General features: G+C 58.0%; 17 protein-coding genes. 2 read left to right on the top strand and 15 right to left on the bottom strand.

All coding sequences use genetic code 11. The features are described 5' to 3' along the window. Window positions 1–57: 57 nt before the first annotated feature. Window positions 58–1,017 carry a GlxA family transcriptional regulator gene (locus tag LIY36_RS12345; protein WP_192299093.1) on the bottom strand — a complete coding sequence of 320 codons (960 nt, stop codon included), beginning with the start codon at window positions 1,015–1,017 and terminating at the stop codon, window positions 58–60. Window positions 1,018–1,113: 96 nt separating this feature from the next. On the opposite strand from LIY36_RS12345, the gene LIY36_RS12350 reads away from it, so the two are divergent. Continuing rightward, window positions 1,114–1,677 (top strand): cysteine hydrolase family protein, encoded by a 564-nt coding sequence (locus tag LIY36_RS12350; protein ID WP_192299094.1) that lies wholly within the window; start codon window positions 1,114–1,116, stop codon window positions 1,675–1,677. Between the two features lie 21 nt (window positions 1,678–1,698). Here the strand turns inward: LIY36_RS12350 and tam are convergent, their stop codons facing one another. The 4 genes from tam to LIY36_RS12370 all read right to left on the bottom strand — a co-directional run bounded on the left by tam (window position 1,699) and on the right by LIY36_RS12370 (window position 5,391). Next, the gene (tam, locus tag LIY36_RS12355; protein ID WP_226455845.1) at window positions 1,699–2,460 is read right to left on the bottom strand and encodes a trans-aconitate 2-methyltransferase; all 762 of its coding nucleotides are present in this window, start codon (window positions 2,458–2,460) and stop codon (window positions 1,699–1,701) included. An 81-nt stretch (window positions 2,461–2,541) separates the two neighbouring features. Next, window positions 2,542–3,375, bottom strand: coding sequence for a hypothetical protein (locus LIY36_RS12360; protein WP_226455846.1), 834 nt, complete (start codon window positions 3,373–3,375; stop codon window positions 2,542–2,544). 96 nt (window positions 3,376–3,471) lie between these two features. Further along, the gene (locus LIY36_RS12365; protein WP_003232445.1) at window positions 3,472–3,987 is read right to left on the bottom strand and encodes a single-stranded DNA-binding protein; all 516 of its coding nucleotides are present in this window, start codon (window positions 3,985–3,987) and stop codon (window positions 3,472–3,474) included. A 9-nt stretch (window positions 3,988–3,996) separates the two neighbouring features. Beyond that, on the bottom strand, window positions 3,997–5,391 hold the full coding sequence (locus LIY36_RS12370) for an MFS transporter (protein WP_192299097.1): 1,395 nt from the start codon (window positions 5,389–5,391) through the stop codon (window positions 3,997–3,999). Between the two features lie 178 nt (window positions 5,392–5,569). On the opposite strand from LIY36_RS12370, the gene uvrA reads away from it, so the two are divergent. Continuing rightward, window positions 5,570–8,404 (top strand): excinuclease ABC subunit UvrA, encoded by a 2,835-nt coding sequence (gene uvrA, locus LIY36_RS12375; protein ID WP_226455847.1) that lies wholly within the window; start codon window positions 5,570–5,572, stop codon window positions 8,402–8,404. A 67-nt stretch (window positions 8,405–8,471) separates the two neighbouring features. Here the strand turns inward: uvrA and bfr are convergent, their stop codons facing one another. From bfr to rplO, 10 genes are all read right to left on the bottom strand, one after another. Next, entirely contained in the window at window positions 8,472–8,936 is a 465-nt protein-coding gene (gene bfr / locus LIY36_RS12380; RefSeq protein ID WP_003176400.1) for a bacterioferritin, read from the bottom strand. A 155-nt stretch (window positions 8,937–9,091) separates the two neighbouring features. Beyond that, the gene (locus LIY36_RS12385; protein ID WP_226455848.1) at window positions 9,092–10,540 is read right to left on the bottom strand and encodes a catalase; all 1,449 of its coding nucleotides are present in this window, start codon (window positions 10,538–10,540) and stop codon (window positions 9,092–9,094) included. A 238-nt stretch (window positions 10,541–10,778) separates the two neighbouring features. Continuing rightward, window positions 10,779–11,165 (bottom strand): 50S ribosomal protein L17, encoded by a 387-nt coding sequence (rplQ, locus tag LIY36_RS12390; protein ID WP_003176402.1) that lies wholly within the window; start codon window positions 11,163–11,165, stop codon window positions 10,779–10,781. A gap of 41 nt (window positions 11,166–11,206) precedes the next feature. Further along, complete coding sequence (locus LIY36_RS12395) at window positions 11,207–12,208, bottom strand: DNA-directed RNA polymerase subunit alpha (protein ID WP_003176403.1); 1,002 nt, start codon at window positions 12,206–12,208, stop codon at window positions 11,207–11,209. A 22-nt stretch (window positions 12,209–12,230) separates the two neighbouring features. Beyond that, window positions 12,231–12,851: a 30S ribosomal protein S4 gene (rpsD, locus tag LIY36_RS12400; RefSeq protein ID WP_003210056.1), complete on the bottom strand. Its 621-nt coding sequence runs from the start codon at window positions 12,849–12,851 to the stop codon at window positions 12,231–12,233. Window positions 12,852–12,869: 18 nt separating this feature from the next. Continuing rightward, window positions 12,870–13,259 (bottom strand): 30S ribosomal protein S11, encoded by a 390-nt coding sequence (rpsK, locus tag LIY36_RS12405; RefSeq protein ID WP_002555466.1) that lies wholly within the window; start codon window positions 13,257–13,259, stop codon window positions 12,870–12,872. Window positions 13,260–13,289: 30 nt separating this feature from the next. Beyond that, window positions 13,290–13,646 carry a 30S ribosomal protein S13 gene (gene rpsM, locus LIY36_RS12410; protein ID WP_003194635.1) on the bottom strand — a complete coding sequence of 119 codons (357 nt, stop codon included), beginning with the start codon at window positions 13,644–13,646 and terminating at the stop codon, window positions 13,290–13,292. A gap of 129 nt (window positions 13,647–13,775) precedes the next feature. Next, complete coding sequence (rpmJ, locus tag LIY36_RS12415) at window positions 13,776–13,892, bottom strand: 50S ribosomal protein L36 (RefSeq protein ID WP_002555468.1); 117 nt, start codon at window positions 13,890–13,892, stop codon at window positions 13,776–13,778. A gap of 27 nt (window positions 13,893–13,919) precedes the next feature. After that, window positions 13,920–15,248 (bottom strand): preprotein translocase subunit SecY, encoded by a 1,329-nt coding sequence (gene secY / locus LIY36_RS12420; RefSeq protein WP_017736663.1) that lies wholly within the window; start codon window positions 15,246–15,248, stop codon window positions 13,920–13,922. Then, a complete protein-coding gene (gene rplO, locus LIY36_RS12425; RefSeq protein ID WP_003176407.1) occupies window positions 15,249–15,686 on the bottom strand; it encodes a 50S ribosomal protein L15 in 438 nt (145 codons plus the stop codon). Window positions 15,687–15,688 lie beyond the last annotated feature (2 nt).

The following is a 15,688-nucleotide window of genomic DNA, read 5'->3' on the forward strand; positions in this document are numbered from 1 at the left end:
CATAACGCCTGTTTTATTCTGCACGAGGCGGCCGTGATTCGGTGGTGTTCTGCACGATCAGACACCAAACCGACTGCGGTAATCACTGGGGGCCAGGCCGGTGATTTTCTTGAAGGTGGCACGAAAGGCGCTGGGGTCTTGGTAACCCACGGTCCAGGCGATGTGGTCGATGGTGCCGTTGGTGAATTCAAGCATTTGCCGCGCCTTGCCCACACGCAGGTGCTGACAGTATTCGGTGGGTTTCAACCCCGTGGCACTGCGAAAGCGCCGTAGGAAAGTGCGCTCTTCCAGGCCCGCCTCTTGCGCCATGGCCGCGACGCTGACATCCACTGCGCCGCTGGCTTGCAGCCAATGCTGAACCTTAAGGATCGCGCCGTCGCCATGCCCGAGAATCGGCGCGAAGTTGCTGCCGCATTGGCTGGCGCTGTCACTGTGTTCGATCACCAGAAAACGCGCAGTATCCGCTGCAACACTCGGGCCCATCAGCCGGTCGACCAGGCGCAGGCCCAGTTCGGACCAGGCCATCAGCCCGGCGGTGGTGATCAGGTCGCCGTCATCGACGATGGGTTTGTCCGCTTCCAGGCGCACAGCGGGAAAGCGCCTGGCGAAGGACTGGGCGGAGGACCAGTGGGTGGTGGCGCTACGCCCGTCCAACAGACCGCTGCGCGCCAGCATGATCGAACCGATACACACGCCGCCGAGCACCGTACCCATCGCGTGCTGCTGGCGGATCCATTCCAGCAGCGCCGGCGGCGCTTGTTCTTCGGTAAAGTCGCCAATGGCGGGTGGCACCAAGACGGCCATCATCGGTTGATCAGGGCCAGGATGGCTGTCGAATACCCGCGCAGGTGTGCCGGTGACATCCACCTGCCAATGACTGACCCGCAGCAACGGCAACTGCGCAGATTGATGCTCGGCGGCGATCCGGTTGGCCACGCCAAACAGGTCGGTCAAACCGTGCACGGCGGCCAGTTGCGCGCCTTGGTAGATCAACACACCCAATTCAACAACAGCCATTGTCAGTTTTCCCCCTGTTTTTGTCGGTGCAGCCAATCCCGGGTGCACACGCCAGCTAAGATACTGGGCCTATCAACCCATCACGAGGCAATACACATGGCCAAGAGAGCACTCATCCTAATCGATATACAGAACGACTACTTCCCGCAGGGCAAGTGGCCGCTCGACGGCGTGGACGCCGCTGCGGACAAGGCGGCGCAGGTGCTGCAAGCGTTTCGGCAGGCCGGGGATGCGGTGATTCACGTGCGCCATGAGTTCACCTCCGAGGACGCGCCGTTCTTCACGCCGGGCTCCGAAGGCGCGCATTTGCATGCAAAGGTGCTGAACCAAGGCAACGAGCCGGTGGTGCTGAAGCATTTCGTCAACGCGTTTCGCGAAACCAACCTGCGTGCATTGCTGGAGCAACGCAGCATCACCGAACTGGTGGTGGTCGGCAGCATGAGCCATATGTGCATCGATGCCGTGGTGCGGGCGGCGGCGGATCTGGGCTACAAGGTCACGCTGATTCACGATGCCTGTGCGACGCGGGACCTGGAGTTCAATGGCCGAGTGATTCCGGCCGCGCAAGTGCACGATGCGTATATGGCATCGTTGGCGTTCGGTTATGCAGGCGTGGTTTCGGCGGACGAATACCTGAAGGCGCAAGCGACGGCGGCATGACCGTCACTTGCTCGGCCGGTGTCAGCGGGAAGCGATGATAAACAGGCGCGGGAATGGCAGCAGGACAGTACCATCGGCCAGGGCTGGGTAAGCTTGGGTAATCCGTGCCTGGTATTGCTGTAGGAACGCAGCCTTTTCGCTATCGGTAAGCGCTGCAAGGAATGGGCGTAATGCCGAGCCCTTGAACCACTCCACCACGGCCGCGTGATTCGCCAACGGGTGCAGGTAGGTGGTGCGCCATATATCGACGGTGCTGCAATGCTGGCTGAGCAGCTCGTAGTAGTAACTCGCGGTGTGGCGTTCGTTGTGTCTGACCGCACCGATCTTGGCGGCCCAGGGTCCATCAGTTGCGACTTCGCGGGCGAGCCGGTGGGCGGGTTCGTCGAGGTTGTCCGGGGTTTGCACGGCCAGGGTGCCGCCGGGTGCCAGTTGACTGACCAGGTGCGGATAGAGTGTGGCGTGGTCCGGCAGCCATTGCAGCGAGGCGTTGGCCAGGATCACGTCGAGTGGTTTCGCCGGGCTCCAGGCGCCAATATCCGCCAGTTCGAAATTCAGCGCCGGCAGGCGTTTACGCGCGTCGGCCAGCATGTCGACGGAGCTGTCCATGCCAGTGACGTGGGCGTCTGGGAAACGCTCGGCCAATACTTCAGTGGAATTGCCGGGGCCGCAGCCCAGGTCGACGGCGCTGTGGATTTCGGTGTTAGGAATGGCCGCGACCAAATCCCGGACTGGGCGGGTACGCTGTTGTTCGAACATCGTGTACTGCTTGGCAGACCAGGTCATGGCGACTCTCCTTCGCTTGGGGTGGGCCACAGCCTAAATCTTGTGAGGCGTGACGACAAACCCGCCGAAACACCACGCCGACTATTTCATGCGCGTCAAAATGCCCAGATAGGGATCGCCAAACAGGGTGAAGTTTTGGCGCAAGATGCCGTCGGACATTGGCGTCAGGCTGGTCGGAATCCGCTGCTTGTGTTTGGGTGAGGGAAACGACGCAGAATTATCCGAGTAGGTGTAACTCTGAAAGTGCAGTTCGTCGCCGACCCAATGCACATCGTTATAGAGGTAATGCCAGGTTCCGTCGCCGGGCATGCTCAGGTAAAAACCGTCGGCGGCGTCTCGCAGGATTTCAACCACAGCGACGTTGTTGGACCCCCATGTCCCAAGGTATCGCTCCATGCCCGGGTGTTCGGGAATGGCCGGCGCGGCGACAAAGTCACTGCTCGCATAGGGGGTATTGCGCGCCTTCTCCGCCTTGAGTTCCGGGTATCGCTCACACACTGAGTCGACGTCGTCGACTTTCTCGAAGTCGTACCTGATTTCCATCCCCCCGGTACGGGAGGTGAGCTGCATGAACTGCGGCGAGAAGGTCAGCACTTTCAGCTCGATGGTTTTGGTCGGCAAGATCATGTTGATCACCTTGCCGTCATCGGCCACGGAATAACGCATCACATCGGTCGGTTCCTGACTGGATGCCACACAGTTGAACGCGTGCAGCAACAGTTGGCCGTCAGGCCTGAATTCGGCCACATTGGTTCTGCCTTCGTTCAACGCCTGCATGGCCCAGATGCCTACGACCAGTTTTTTGTCGCCCGCAAGGGACGCCGAGGCGTTTGGGGCCGCTTGCGGCGTAGGGCAGACGCCAACAAAAATCGCACTGAACAGGAAGACCAGAAGAGTGTTTGGCACGGTGTTCATCCTTGAGGGTGTTTTTCGCAGGCAAACAAAAAGCCCCGAGAGCAGGGCTCAGGGGGCTTTTTGGAAAGACGCTGCACGGCAGGTCCGGGCGGTATCCTAGAACGGGATATCGTCATCAAAGCTGTCGAAATCCGGAGCCGGTTGCGGAGCAGCCTGCTGTGGCGCTGGACGCGACTCACGCTGTGGCTGCTGGCTTGGCTGCGGACGCGACTGCTGTGGGCGCGGTGCCGAGTTGGACATGCCGCCCTGGCCCTGTTGGTCGCCCTGTGGACGGCCGCCCAGCAGTTGCATGGTGCCTTGCATGTCGACCACGATTTCGGTGGTGTAACGCTTGATACCGTCTTTTTCCCACTCGCGGGTCTGCAGCTTGCCTTCGATGTAGACCTGCGAACCTTTGCGCAGGTATTCACCGGCGATCTCTGCCACCTTGCCGAACATCGACACACGGTGCCATTCGGTTTTCTCGACCTTCTGGCCGGTTTGCTTGTCGGTCCACTGTTCGCTGGTCGCCAGACTCAGGTTGGTCACGGCGTTACCGTTAGGCAAGTAGCGAACTTCGGGATCCTGGCCGCATGTACCGACCAATATGACTTTGTTAACCCCACGGGCCATAACGTTCTCCTAGGCTGGGCGCGCTGTCGGCACTGGATTGACCAGTTGCTCGAGCGTCGCGCGATCCAATAATTCGGTGTCCAATTTGATGTAGATGGCGGCTTCTTCGGCGATCACTACCGCATCTGTTACCCCAACAACGGCCTTCAGGCGCTCTACCAGGCCGGCTTCACGAATGGCTTCGGGCGACAACGGCAGGCGCAGGCTTGTGACGTATGGGGGTTCGCGCATGGTAACAGCAAAGGCTAGCCAAAGTGCAGCCAGCCCAGCGCATCCGAGGAACACAACCGACAAACCGCCATGCTGGAACATCCAGCCACCCATGATGCCGCCCAATGCAGAACCAAGGAACTGGCTGGTGGAGTACACCCCCATCGCCGTGCCCTTGCCACCGGCCGGTGAAACTTTACTGATCAGCGAAGGCAACGAAGCCTCCAGCAGGTTGAACGCGGTGAAGAACACCACCGTACCGATGACCAGCGCTCGCAGGCTATCGCCGAACTGCCAGAAGAATAGCTCAGTGAGCATCAGCGTCGCGACGGCGCCGAGCAGCACTTGTTTCATTTTGCGTTTCTTCTCGCCATAGATGATGAACGGGATCATGGCGAAGAACGAAATCAACAGCGCCGTGAGGTAGACCCACCAGTGCTGCTCCTTGGGCAGGCCGGCTTTTTCCACCAGGGCCAGGGGCAAGGCGACGAAGCTGCACATCAGCATCGCGTGTAATACGAAGATACCTAAATCCAGGCGCAGCAGGTCGGGGTGCTTGAGTGTCGGCAACAACGCCTTGCGCGCAACCCCGGACTCACGGTGCTGCAATGTGCCAGTGGAGCGCGGCACCATGAAGGCGACGATCACGATGCCGAACAACGCCATGCCGCCCGTGGCGAGGAACAGCCCGTGCAAGCCGAACGCGCGGGTCAGCAAGGGGCCGACCACCATGGCCACGGCAAACGACAGGCCAATGGTCATGCCGATCATGGCCATGGCCTTGGTGCGATGCTGTTCGCGGGTCAGGTCCGACAGCAGCGCCATGACAGCGGCAGAGATCGCACCGGCGCCCTGTAGGACGCGACCGGCGATCACGCCCCAGATCGAATCGGACTGCGCCGCGAGCACACTGCCGAGGGCGAACACGATCAGCCCCAGGTAAATCACCGGACGACGGCCAACGCGGTCGGAAATGATCCCGAACGGAATCTGGAAAATTGCCTGGGTCAGGCCGTAGGCGCCAATCGCCAGGCCGATGAGGGCGGGGGTCGCGCCTGCGAGATCCATTCCATAGGTCGCGAGTACCGGCAACACCATAAACATGCCAAGCATACGGAAGGCGAACACCAGGGCCAGACCGCTTGCCGCTCGGGTCTCGCCGCTACTCATGCGTTCGCTGTGGGGATCGTGCATGGAAAAACCTCGTGTGAACCGGCGGCGATTCTACCAGTCCCATCGATTGAGAGGGTATATGCGGCGCTTTGCCGCGCAGCTTTCATGTAAGGCTGCAAGCGGCCACTTGACAGTGTATATTCATCCAGTCTTTAGCCGTATACTCCTGCATTATTTACGCCCGCCGTGCGAGGCCATCTTGGACAAGATCCTGATTCGTGGGGCTAGAACCCACAACCTGAAGAACATCGACCTGACCCTGCCCCGGGACAAACTGATCGTCATCACCGGCTTGTCCGGGTCCGGCAAATCGTCCCTGGCGTTCGACACGCTGTATGCCGAAGGCCAGCGGCGCTATGTGGAATCGTTGTCGGCCTATGCCCGGCAGTTCCTGTCGATGATGGAAAAACCCGACGTCGACACGATTGAAGGCCTGTCGCCAGCGATCTCCATCGAACAGAAGTCGACCTCCCATAACCCGCGCTCCACCGTGGGTACCATCACCGAAATCTACGACTACCTGCGTCTTCTCTATGCGCGCGTAGGTATCCCGCGCTGCCCGGACCACGACATTCCCTTGGAAGCCCAGACCGTCAGCCAGATGGTTGACCTGGTACTGGCACAGCCGGAAGGCGCCAAGCTGATGCTGCTGGCGCCGGTGATTCGCGAACGCAAGGGCGAACACCTTTCCGTCTTCGAGGAGCTTCGCGCACAAGGTTTCGTACGCGCGCGGATCAACGGCAAGCTCTATGAGCTGGATGAAGCGCCTAAACTCGACAAGCAGAAGAAGCACTCCATCGATGTCGTGGTGGACCGTTTCAAGGTGCGGGCCGACCTGCAACAGCGCCTGGCGGAATCGTTCGAGACAGCACTGAAGCTGGCAGACGGCATTGCCCTGGTGGCGCCGATGGACGACGAGCCGGGTGAAGAAATCATCTTCTCCGCGCGCTTTGCCTGCCCGATCTGTGGGCACGCCATCAGTGAGCTGGAACCCAAGCTGTTTTCCTTCAACAACCCGGCCGGCGCGTGCCCGACTTGCGATGGCCTCGGTGTGAAGCAGTTCTTCGACATCAAGCGCCTGGTCAACGGCGAGCTGACCCTGGCGGAGGGCGCGATACGCGGCTGGGACCGGCGCAACGTCTACTACTTCCAGATGCTGGGCTCGTTGGCGTCACACTACAAATTCAGCCTCGAAGTGCCGTTCAACCAACTGCCGGCGGATCAGCAGAAGGTCATCCTCCACGGCAGCGGCACGCAGAATGTCGACTTCAAGTACCTGAACGACCGTGGCGACATCGTTAAACGCTCCCACCCGTTCGAAGGCATCGTGCCGAACCTGGAGCGCCGCTACCGCGAAACCGAATCGGCGAGCGTGCGCGAAGAACTGGCGAAGTTCCTAAGCACCCAACCGTGCCCGGATTGCCGGGGCACTCGTTTACGTCGCGAGGCGCGGCATGTGTGGGTAGGCGAGAAGACGTTGCCGGCGGTAACCAACCTGCCTATCGGTGATGCCTGCGAGTACTTTGGCGTGCTTAAACTGACAGGCCGTCGCGGGGAAATTGCCGACAAGATCCTCAAGGAAATTCGCGAGCGACTGCAGTTCCTGGTCAATGTGGGCCTGGACTACCTGTCGCTGGATCGCAGCGCGGATACCTTGTCGGGCGGTGAAGCCCAGCGGATTCGCCTGGCCAGCCAGATTGGTGCCGGTCTTGTCGGGGTGCTGTACATCCTTGATGAGCCGTCCATTGGCTTGCACCAACGGGACAACGATCGCCTGCTCGGCACGCTGAAACACCTGCGGGACATTGGCAACACCGTGATCGTGGTCGAACACGACGAAGATGCGATTCGCCTGGCGGACTACGTCGTCGACATTGGCCCGGGCGCCGGTGTGCATGGTGGGCATATTGTCGCTGAAGGTACGCCTGCCGAAGTCATGGCGCACCCGGACTCACTGACCGGCAAGTACCTGTCTGGTCGCGTCAAGATTGAAGTGCCGGCCAAACGGACACCGCGCAACAAGAAGCTGGGGTTGCACCTCAAGGGTGCGCGCGGGAATAACTTGCGCAATGTGGACCTGGAAATCCCGCTTGGCCTGCTGACCTGCGTGACAGGCGTTTCCGGCTCAGGCAAGTCGACGCTGATCAACAACACCCTGTTCCCGCTGAGCGCTACCGCCTTGAATGGCGCGACCACCCTGGAAGCAGCGGCGCACGACAGCATCAAGGGCCTGGAACACCTGGACAAAGTAGTCGACATCGACCAGAGCCCGATCGGTCGCACGCCACGCTCAAACCCAGCGACCTATACCGGGCTGTTCACGCCGATCCGCGAATTGTTTGCCGGCGTTCCGGAGGCCCGTTCGCGGGGCTACGGGCCAGGCCGGTTCTCGTTCAACGTCAAGGGTGGACGCTGCGAAGCCTGTCAGGGCGATGGCTTGATCAAGGTGGAAATGCACTTCCTTCCGGACATCTACGTGCCGTGTGATGTGTGCAAGAGCAAGCGCTACAACCGCGAAACCCTGGAGATCAAATACAAGGGCAAGAGCATCCATGAAACCCTGGAGATGACCATCGAGGAAGCGCGGGTGTTCTTCGATGCAGTCCCGGCGTTGGCGCGCAAGCTGCAAACGCTGATGGATGTGGGCCTGTCATATATCAAGCTGGGGCAATCGGCGACCACGCTGTCCGGTGGTGAGGCGCAACGGGTCAAGCTGTCGCGCGAGCTGTCCAAGCGCGATACCGGCAAGACCCTCTACATCCTCGATGAACCGACAACCGGCCTGCACTTTGCGGACATCCAGCAACTGCTGGACGTGTTGCACCGCTTGCGCGACCACGGAAACACGGTGGTCGTGATCGAGCACAACCTGGATGTGATCAAAACCGCCGACTGGCTGGTGGACCTTGGACCGGAAGGCGGCTCCAAAGGTGGCCAGATCATCGCGGTAGGTACGCCGGAGCAGGTCTCCGAGATGCCTCAGTCGCACACCGGTTACTACTTGAAACCGTTGTTGGCCCGCGACCGGGCCTGACTTTATCGGGCCCAATGAAAAGCCCCGGTCACCGCTAAGGTGACCGGGGCTTTTTTATAGCCGGGAATCAGAACTGCGATTGCAGGTAATTTTCCAGGCCAATGAGCTTGATCAGGCCCAACTGCTTCTCCAGCCAGTAGGTGTGATCTTCTTCGGTATCGTTCAGCTGCACGCGGAGGATTTCACGAGTGACATAGTCGTTGTGCTGTTCGCAGAGTTCGATGCCTTTGCAGAGTGCAGCACGGACTTTGTATTCCAATCGCAGGTCGGCAGCGAGCATGTCAGGCACTGTCGTACCTACATCCAGGTCATCTGGACGCATACGTGGCGTGCCTTCGAGCATCAGGATACGGCGCATCAGCGCGTCTGCGTGCTGTGCCTCTTCTTCCATTTCGTGGTTGATACGCTCGTAGAGCTCAGTAAAGCCCCAGTCTTCGTACATACGCGAATGGATGAAATATTGGTCACGAGCTGCCAGTTCGCCCGTCAGCAACGTGTTGAGGTAATCGATTACGTCGGGGTGACCTTGCATCGCCCTACATCTCCCTGCTTGAAAGTCTGTAGTTTGAACCATGATGACTTGGAGGTCACGGGATCAACGGCAGAAAAGTGAAGATTTTCGCAGAAAAGTAGCTGAAATAACGCAAAAACCGCCCAAATGAGGGCGGTTCTGCTTATCGTTTAGAGTCAGTTAAGCGATACACCCAACGCCTTTGCGATTGCTTCTCCATAAGCCGGGTCGGCCTTTTGGAAGTGCGCCAGTTGACGCTGAACCACATCACTGGAAACCCCAGCCATTGCGCCGGCGATGTTGTTGACGAGCAAGTCTTTCTGCTCGGCGCTCATCAAGCGAAACAGTGCACCCGCGTGGCTGTAGTAATCCGTGTCTTCGCGGTGATCGTAACGGTCTGCGGCACCGCTCAGGGTCAGCGCGGGCTCTGCGTACTGAGGCGCTTGTTTAGGCGCATCGGCGTAGCTGTTCGGCTCGTAGTTAGGTGTACCACCGCCATTGCTGCCGAACGCCATCGAACCGTCGCGCTGGTAGCTGTTCACCGGGCTACGTGGGGCGTTCACCGGCAGCTGCTGGTGGTTGGTGCCGACACGGTAGCGATGGGCATCTGCGTAGGCGAATACACGGCCCTGCAGCATGCGGTCCGGCGACAGACCTACACCCGGAACCATATTGCTCGGTCCAAACGCAGCCTGTTCGACTTCAGCGAAGTAGTTCTGCGGATTACGGTTGAGTTCCAGTTCACCCACTTCGATCAGCGGGAATTCCTTCTGCGACCAGGTCTTGGTCACGTCAAAAGGGTTCTCGTAGTGCGCATTGGCCTGGGCCTCCGTCATGATCTGGATGCACACGCGCCATTTCGGGAAGTCACCACGCTCGATCGCACCGAACAGATCGCGCTGCGCGTAATCGGGGTCTGTACCGGCCAGGCGAGCGGCTTCAGCTGGAGCCAGATTCTTGATGCCCTGCTTGGTTTTGTAGTGCCACTTCACCCAGTGACGCTCACCCTTGGCGTTGATCAGGCTGTAGGTGTGGCTACCGAAGCCGTGCATGTGACGATAGCCATCCGGGATACCACGGTCCGAAAACAGGATGGTGACCTGATGCAGCGCTTCTGGAGAATGCGACCAGAAATCCCACATCATCTGCGCGCTTTTCAGATTGCTCTGGGGCAGACGCTTCTGGGTGTGGATGAAGTCAGGAAATTTCAGCGGATCACGGATGAAGAACACAGGGGTGTTGTTACCCACGATGTCCCAGTTGCCTTCTTCGGTGTAGAACTTCAGAGCAAAGCCACGAGGGTCACGCTCTGTATCCGCCGAGCCACGCTCACCGCCTACCGTGGAAAACCGCAGGAAGGTGGGGGTTTGCTTACCTACGCTCTCGAACAGCTTGGCGCTGGTGTATTGGGTAATATCTTTGCTTACCGTGAAAGTACCGTAGGCGCCTGAACCCTTGGCGTGCACACGTCGCTCAGGGATGTTTTCACGGTTGAAGTGAGCGAGCTTCTCGATCAGGTGGAAGTCGTCGAGCAGCAACGGACCACGCGGGCCGGCGGAACGGGAATTCTGATTGTCCGCGACGGGAGCGCCGCTGGCGGTGGTAAGAACTTTATTCTGGCTCATGCTCAATTTTCCTCAGGTCGGACTTGGAACTGCCGGCTAATCGGCTTGGATAGAGTATTGGTCATCCATATGACGCCTACAAATTCATTAAATTGTAAGCATCGATAGAGAATAACTACCAACCCCCTAAACACCATAGTGCCGAGCACCACCTGTGGAAGCTTGTACCTATCGCGCTATTTCTTACGCGCACAAAAAACCGGGCACTAGGCCCGGTTCTTCGTTACAGACTGACGTCTTACTCGGCGCTTACAGCTTCGCCGGCAGTAGCACGATCAACCAACTCGACGTACGCCATAGGCGCGTTGTCGCCAGCGCGGAAACCGCACTTGAGGATGCGCAGGTAGCCACCCTCACGGGTAGCGTAACGCTTGCCCAGGTCGTTGAAGAGCTTACCAACGATAGCTTTCGAACGGGTACGGTCGAAAGCCAGACGGCGGTTAGCCAGGCTGTCTGTCTTGGCCAAAGTGATCAGCGGCTCAGCAACGCGACGCAGTTCTTTAGCTTTCGGCAGTGTAGTTTTGATCAGCTCGTGCTCGAACAGCGACACCGCCATGTTTTGGAACATGGCCTTGCGGTGCGAGCTGGTACGGCTCAGGTGACGACCACTTTTACGATGACGCATGGTTCATTCCTTACCAAACTCACGTTCGGTGATTACGACGATCAGGCAGTCGCCTTGTCGTCCTTCTTAAGACTTGCAGGCGGCCAGTTGTCGAGGCGCATGCCGAGGGACAGACCGCGGGAGGCCAGAACGTCCTTGATTTCAGTCAAGGATTTCTTGCCCAGGTTCGGAGTCTTCAACAGTTCTACTTCGGTACGCTGAATCAGGTCGCCGATGTAGTAAATGTTTTCCGCCTTAAGGCAGTTAGCCGAACGTACAGTCAGTTCCAGATCGTCAACCGGGCGAAGCAGGATCGGATCGATCTCGTCTTCCTGCTCGATTACCACTGGTTCGCTGTCACCTTTGAGGTCGACGAACGCAGCCAACTGCTGTTGCAGGATGGTTGCAGCGCGGCGGATAGCCTCTTCAGGATCCAGAGTACCGTTGGTTTCCAGATCAATAACCAGCTTGTCCAGGTTAGTACGCTGCTCGACACGGGCGTTTTCCACCACGTATGCGATACGGCGAACCGGGCTGAACGAAGAGTCAAGCTGCAAGCGACCAATGCTGCGGCTTTCGTCTTCATCGCTCTGACGCGAGTCGGCCGGTTCATAACCACGACCACGAGCTACGGTGAGCTTCATGTTCAGGGCGCCGTTAGACGCCAGGTTAGCGATTACGTGATCGGGGTTAACGATCTCGACATCATGATCCAGCTGAATATCGGCAGCGGTAACCACCCCCGAACCCTTCTTCGACAAGGTCAGCGTAACTTCGTCACGGCCGTGCAGCTTGATAGCCAGACCTTTAAGGTTCAACAGGATTTCAATTACGTCTTCCTGTACACCTTCGATGGCGCTGTACTCGTGGAGCACACCGTCAATCTCGGCCTCGACTACTGCACAGCCGGGCATTGAGGACAACAGGATGCGGCGCAGCGCGTTGCCCAGGGTGTGGCCAAAACCACGCTCGAGAGGCTCGAGAGTGATCTTGGCGCGGGTTGGACTGACAACCTGCACATCAATGTGGCGGGGTGTCAGGAACTCATTTACCGAAATCTGCATGGATGCACCTATTTTCTAGCCCTTACTTGGAGTAGAGCTCGACAATCAGGCTTTCGTTGATGTCGGCGGACAGATCACTGCGAGCTGGAACGTTCTTGAAAACGCCCGACTTCTTCTCAGTGTCTACTTCTACCCATTCTACGCGGCCACGTTGGGCACACAGATCGAGAGCTTGGACAATGCGAAGTTGGTTTTTTGCTTTCTCGCGAATCGCGACCACGTCACCAGCACGAACCTGGTAGGACGGGACGTTAACGGTTTGGCCGTTTACGCTGACGGATTTGTGCGATACCAGCTGACGGGATTCGGCACGAGTAGAACCAAAGCCCATACGGTATACAACGTTGTCCAGACGGCATTCGAGCAGTTGCAGCAGGTTTTCACCGGTTGCACCTTTCTTGCCAGCAGCTTCTTTGTAGTAGCCGCTGAACTGACGCTCGAGAACGCCGTAGATACGACGGACCTTCTGCTTTTCACGCAGTTGGGTGCCGTAGTCGGACTGGCGACCGCGGCGTTGGCCGTGGATACCAGGTGCTGCTTCAATGTTGCACTTCGATTCGATCGCGCGCACGCCGCTCTTCAGGAAGAGATCGGTGCCTTCGCGACGAGCGAGTTTGCATTTTGGACCAATGTAACGAGCCATTCTTTACAATCTCCTGGATTACACGCGGCGCTTCTTCGGCGGACGGCACCCGTTGTGCGGGATTGGCGTCACGTCGGTGATGCTGGCGATCTTATAGCCACAGCCGTTCAAAGCACGGACAGCAGACTCACGACCTGGACCTGGACCTTTGACGTTAACGTCGAGGTTTTTCAGGCCATATTCCAGCGCAGCTTGACCAGCACGTTCAGCAGCTACTTGAGCAGCAAACGGGGTGGACTTGCGGGAACCGCGGAAACCCGAACCACCAGAGGTAGCCCAAGAAAGCGCGTTACCTTGACGGTCGGTGATGGTCACGATGGTGTTGTTAAAAGAAGCATGGATGTGGGCGATGCCATCAACCACTGTCTTTTTAACTTTTTTACGAGGACGAGCAGCAGGTTTTGCCATGATAATTTTCCTGTCGATTCGCTGGGGCGATTACTTGCGGATCGGCTTACGCGGACCTTTACGGGTACGCGCGTTAGTCTTGGTACGCTGACCGCGTACTGGAAGACCACGACGATGACGCAGACCGCGATAGCAACCGAGGTCCATCAAACGCTTGATTTTCATGTTGATTTCGCGACGCAGATCACCTTCAGTGGTGAACTTCGCCACTTCGCCACGCAGCTGTTCAATCTGCTCGTCGCTCAGATCCTTGATCTTAGCGGCTGGGTTTACCCCAGCAACTGCGCAAATTTTCTGCGCAGTAGTGCGACCAACACCATAGATGTAGGTCAGCGAGATAACAGTGTGCTTGTTATCTGGAATGTTAACGCCTGCAATACGGGCCATTCAGTGGGACTCCAATTGACAGCTACCTACGCCCCGGAAGCCAAGAAATAGGGCGCGAGATAATATCGCTGTAATAACAAATAATCAACCCGGCAGCGCACTAGCTGCCGGGCTTCAAGCGGATCACACTCAGCCTTGGCGCTGTTTGTGACGCGGTTCCGCGCTGCAAATTACTCGAACAACACCTTCGCGGCGAATAATCTTGCAGTTACGGCACAGCTTTTTCACCGATGCACGAACTTTCATCACCAACTCCTCGAACCTTATGGGTACTCAGCGCAACATGCCGCTGCCGTAGCCCTTCAGGTTGGCTTTCTTCATCAGGGATTCGTACTGGTGCGAAACGAGGTGCGATTGTACTTGGGACATGAAGTCCATCACAACCACGACGACGATCAGCAACGAGGTCCCGCCAAGGTAGAACGGAACGTTTGCTGCAACCACCAGGAACTGGGGCAGCAAGCACACGGCCGTCATATATAGAGCACCGAACAGGGTCAAACGAGTCAGAACGCCATCAATGTAGCGTGCCGACTGCTCACCTGGACGGATGCCCGGAATAAAGGCACCGGACTTCTTCAGGTTTTCCGCTACGTCTTTCGGATTGAACATCAACGCCGTATAGAAGAAGCAGAAGAAAATAATCCCTGCACTAAACAGCAGAATATTCAACGGCTGACCAGGAGCGATCGACTGAGAGAGGTCCTGCAGCCAGCCCATATTTTCAGACTGACCAAACCAGGTACCCAACGAAGCCGGAAACAGCAAAATGCTGCTCGCGAAAATCGCCGGGATAACACCGGCCATATTCACTTTCAGCGGCAAGTGGCTGGTCTGCGCAGCAAAAACCTTACGGCCCTGCTGACGCTTGGCGTAGTGAACAGCAATACGACGCTGGCCACGCTCAATGAACACCACAAAACCGATAATCGCTACTGCCAGCAAACCGATGGCAACCAGGGCAAAAATATTGATATCACCCTGACGCGCAGACTCGAAAGACTGCCCGATTGCTCTCGGAAGACCGGCGACGATACCTGCGAAAATCAACATCGAGATACCGTTACCAACACCACGCTCAGTAATCTGCTCACCCAGCCACATCATGAACATCGCACCAGCCACAAAAGTGGATACCGCGACGAAATGGAAGCCAAAGTCACCAGTGAACGCAACGCCCTGCCCCGCCAGGCCAACGGACATGCCGATAGCTTGAACCAGGGCGAGAGCGACAGTGCCGTAGCGGGTGTACTGGCTAATCTTGCGACGGCCAGCTTCACCTTCCTTCTTCAACTGCTCCAGCTGCGGGCTGACGGCGGTCATCAGTTGCATGATGATCGATGCCGAAATGTACGGCATGATCCCCAGTGCAAAGATGCTCATCCGTTCCAGCGCGCCGCCGGAAAACATGTTGAACAAGCTAAGAATGGTCCCCTCATTCTGTCGAAACAGGTCTGCGAGTCGGTCCGGGTTGATACCTGGAACCGGGATGTGTGCGCCTATTCGGTAGACGATAATCGCCAGGAACAGAAAACGCAGACGAGCCCAAAGTTCAGACATACCGCCTTTGCCGAGCGCTGAGAGAGCACCTTGCTTAGCCATTTATTCCTCGAACTTGCCGCCAGCTGCTTCGATAGCCGAACGCGCACCTTTGGTGGCGCCGATTCCCTTGCCGATAGTGACAGCGCGAGTCACTTCACCGGACAGCATGATTTTCACACGCTGTACGTTGACGTTGATCACGTTGGCATCTTTCAGGGTCTGCACAGTAACGATGTCGCCTTCCACTTTAGCCAGCTCGGACAGACGCACTTCTGCGCGATCCATGGCTTTCAGGGATACGAAACCGAACTTAGGCAGGCGACGATGCAGCGGCTGTTGACCGCCTTCAAAGCCTGGAGCGATGGTGCCACCGGAGCGGGAGGTTTGACCTTTGTGGCCACGGCCACCAGTCTTACCCAAACCGCTACCGATACCACGGCCCGGACGATGCTTTTCGCGACGGGAACCCGGCGCTGGACTCAGATCATTGAGTTTCATCG

The organism is Pseudomonas sp. AF03-9, assembly GCF_020515815.1.
Classification (GTDB): Bacteria; Pseudomonadota; Gammaproteobacteria; order Pseudomonadales; family Pseudomonadaceae; genus Aquipseudomonas.

Bases quoted from the DNA above. Each gene is read 5' to 3' on its own strand.
- rpsK (WP_002555466.1), bottom strand. From the start codon at position 13,259: ATGGCAAAACCTGCTGCTCGTCCTCGTAAAAAAGTTAAAAAGACAGTG.
- rpmJ (WP_002555468.1), bottom strand. From the start codon at position 13,892: ATGAAAGTTCGTGCATCGGTGAAAAAGCTGTGCCGTAACTGCAAGATT.
- rplO (WP_003176407.1), bottom strand. From the start codon at position 15,686: ATGAAACTCAATGATCTGAGTCCAGCGCCGGGTTCCCGTCGCGAAAAG.
- rplQ (WP_003176402.1), bottom strand. From the start codon at position 11,165: ATGCGTCATCGTAAAAGTGGTCGTCACCTGAGCCGTACCAGCTCGCAC.
- LIY36_RS12360 (WP_226455846.1), bottom strand. From the start codon at position 3,375: ATGAACACCGTGCCAAACACTCTTCTGGTCTTCCTGTTCAGTGCGATT.
- LIY36_RS12385 (WP_226455848.1), bottom strand. From the start codon at position 10,540: ATGAGCCAGAATAAAGTTCTTACCACCGCCAGCGGCGCTCCCGTCGCG.
- tam (WP_226455845.1), bottom strand. From the start codon at position 2,460: ATGACCTGGTCTGCCAAGCAGTACACGATGTTCGAACAACAGCGTACC.
- LIY36_RS12365 (WP_003232445.1), bottom strand. From the start codon at position 3,987: ATGGCCCGTGGGGTTAACAAAGTCATATTGGTCGGTACATGCGGCCAG.
- rpsM (WP_003194635.1), bottom strand. From the start codon at position 13,646: ATGGCCCGTATTGCAGGCGTTAACATTCCAGATAACAAGCACACTGTT.
- rpsD (WP_003210056.1), bottom strand. From the start codon at position 12,851: ATGGCTCGTTACATTGGTCCAAAATGCAAACTCGCTCGTCGCGAAGGC.
- LIY36_RS12350 (WP_192299094.1), top strand. From the start codon at position 1,114: ATGGCCAAGAGAGCACTCATCCTAATCGATATACAGAACGACTACTTC.
- LIY36_RS12345 (WP_192299093.1), bottom strand. From the start codon at position 1,017: ATGGCTGTTGTTGAATTGGGTGTGTTGATCTACCAAGGCGCGCAACTG.
- LIY36_RS12395 (WP_003176403.1), bottom strand. From the start codon at position 12,208: ATGCAGATTTCGGTAAATGAGTTCCTGACACCCCGCCACATTGATGTG.
- secY (WP_017736663.1), bottom strand. From the start codon at position 15,248: ATGGCTAAGCAAGGTGCTCTCTCAGCGCTCGGCAAAGGCGGTATGTCT.
- bfr (WP_003176400.1), bottom strand. From the start codon at position 8,936: ATGCAAGGTCACCCCGACGTAATCGATTACCTCAACACGTTGCTGACG.
- LIY36_RS12370 (WP_192299097.1), bottom strand. From the start codon at position 5,391: ATGCACGATCCCCACAGCGAACGCATGAGTAGCGGCGAGACCCGAGCG.